Consider the following 2,023-nt stretch of genomic DNA (forward strand, 5'->3'; position numbering starts at 1 on the left):
CGGTACTCAAGGTCGGGTAGCAGACTGGTTTGGGTTCCGGGGTGTAACGGTTGACGGCGGATGATCAACCGTGTCCCCTCGGGCCAGCCGGTCAGGTCGACAAGGTCGGTGACTTCACACACCGACGAAGTCAACCCGCTGGTCGTTACGGTTTCGTCGAGTTCGCTTTTGGGTGTGCTTATCTGATTTGGCCCCACTTTGGGTCTTTTCGCTCGTTTGATTTGGCCCCACCTGGTGGACTGATTCCTACTCTTGGTGGCTTCTGTGAAGAAGCTGATCGAGGTGGGAGAGGGAGATGTCGAGAGTGAAACTGTTCGAGGAGATTCGTCGTGAGCGTCGTGAGGGTGCGTCGATCCGCGGGTTGGCTGATGCTCATGGTGTGCATCGCCGCACGGTGCGTCAAGCAATCCAGGATGCGGTACCGCCGCCACGCAAGACACCGCAGCGTGACGCTGGGGTGTTGGGTCCGTGGAAGGACACGATCCGGGGTTGGCTGACAGATGATCTTGAGGTGCCAAAGAAGCAGCGTCACACGGCACGCCGTGTGTGGGAACGTCTGGTATCTGAGCATGGCGCCCAGGTCGGGGAGTCAACGGTGCGCCGATATGTGGCCCGGGTGAAAGCCGAGCTGGTGAAGACACCAACGGTGGCTGTCCCCCAAACCCATGAATTGGGAGCTGAGGCTGAGGTCGATTTCGGTGAGGTCTATGCATTGCTCGATGGGGAGCAGACCCGCCTGTGGATGTTCGTGATGCGTCTCTCAGCGTCAGGGAAAGCGTTCCATCATGTGTTCGGGAACGAGTGCGGTGAGTCGTTCTATGAGGGCCACAACCTGGCGTTCGACTATTTCGGCGGCGTGCCAGAGACAATCCGGTACGACAATCTGAAACCTGCTGTGACCAGAGTGCTGTTGGGACGCGAACGGTGGGAGAACACCAAGTTCATCGCGTTGAGGTCGCATTACGGGTTCGGCTCGTTCTTCTGTCTCCCCGGTGTTGACGGTGCCCATGAAAAGGGTGGTGTCGAGGGCGAGATCGGCCGGTTCCGCAGGCGCCATCTCGTCCCCGTCCCACGGGTTGAATCGCTCGACGAACTCAACAGTCATGTTGCTGGGGCCGATGTCATAGACGACGCTCGCGTGATCTCAGGTCGCCCGCCGGTTGATGGCCGCCGGATCACAGTCGGCGAGCATTTCGCTTTGGAACAGCCGCTGCTCGGGGCGCTGAACCGGGAACGTTTCGATGTGGCGGTCGATCTTGTCTGCCGGGTTGATCACAAAGCCAGGATCTGTGTCCGCCAGGCCCACTACTCGGTGCCAGTCCACCTTGCCGGAACCAAGATTCGGGTCCGTCTCGGGGCGTCCCATCTTGAGATCCTCGACGGATCCAAGATTGTGGCACGCCACGCACGGTCACTCCACAAAGGCGTTGAGACGTTGACGTTGGATCATTATCTCGAGATCCTGGTCCGGAAACCCGGCGCGATGCCCGGTGCAACTGCACTCGTCCAGGCCAGACAGGCAGGCACATTCACTGACGCTCATCAACGATTCTGGGACACGGCGCGGCGCCGTGACACCGACCAGGCTGGCACCCGGGCACTGATCGAGGTGCTTCTGGCGCATCGTCGCCTCCCACACGATTCAATCGTCACTGCACTCAACGCAGCCAACCACGCAGGGATTGTTGACCCGGCCGTGGTCATTGTCGAGGCCCGCCGCCACACCGACCAGAGACAACCAGCCGACGTGATCCCCATTGGAGCCCTGACACGCTACGACCGACCTGTCCCATCCCTTGACGTCTACGACCAGCTACTCACAGGAGAACCAACATGACTGCCCTGACCGAGCAAGCCGCAGACGCAGCCATCGTTGCTGCAGCCGCCACATTGGCGCTCCCGACCGTACGCACCCAAGCCGGTGAGATAGCTGACGCTGCGGCCCGCGACCAGCTCACCCACCGCGCTTACCTCGCCGAGCTGTTATCACTCGAAGTCGACGACCGGGCGGAACGGCGCCGTA

Annotated in this window: 2 protein-coding genes; both read left to right on the forward strand. The window is 60.9% G+C overall.

The genetic code is table 11. The annotated features are described in order from the left end of the window. Nucleotides 1-295: 295 nt before the first annotated feature. Nucleotides 296-1,837 carry an IS21 family transposase gene (locus IIC71_15185; protein MCH7670523.1) on the forward strand — a complete coding sequence of 514 codons (1,542 nt, stop codon included), beginning with the start codon at nt 296-298 and terminating at the stop codon, nt 1,835-1,837. Then, nucleotides 1,834-2,023: AAA family ATPase (locus IIC71_15190; protein MCH7670524.1), on the forward strand; the 190-nt coding region annotated here is incomplete at its 3' end. The genes IIC71_15185 and IIC71_15190, both read left to right, overlap by 4 nt.

The organism is Acidobacteriota bacterium, from assembly GCA_022562055.1.
GTDB lineage: Bacteria > Actinomycetota > Acidimicrobiia > Spongiisociales > UBA5794 > BMS3BBIN02.

What these genes read in the sequence shown, in the direction of transcription:
- IIC71_15185 (MCH7670523.1), top strand. Translation starts at nt 296, where the DNA reads ATGTCGAGAGTGAAACTGTTCGAGGAGATTCGTCGTGAGCGTCGTGAG.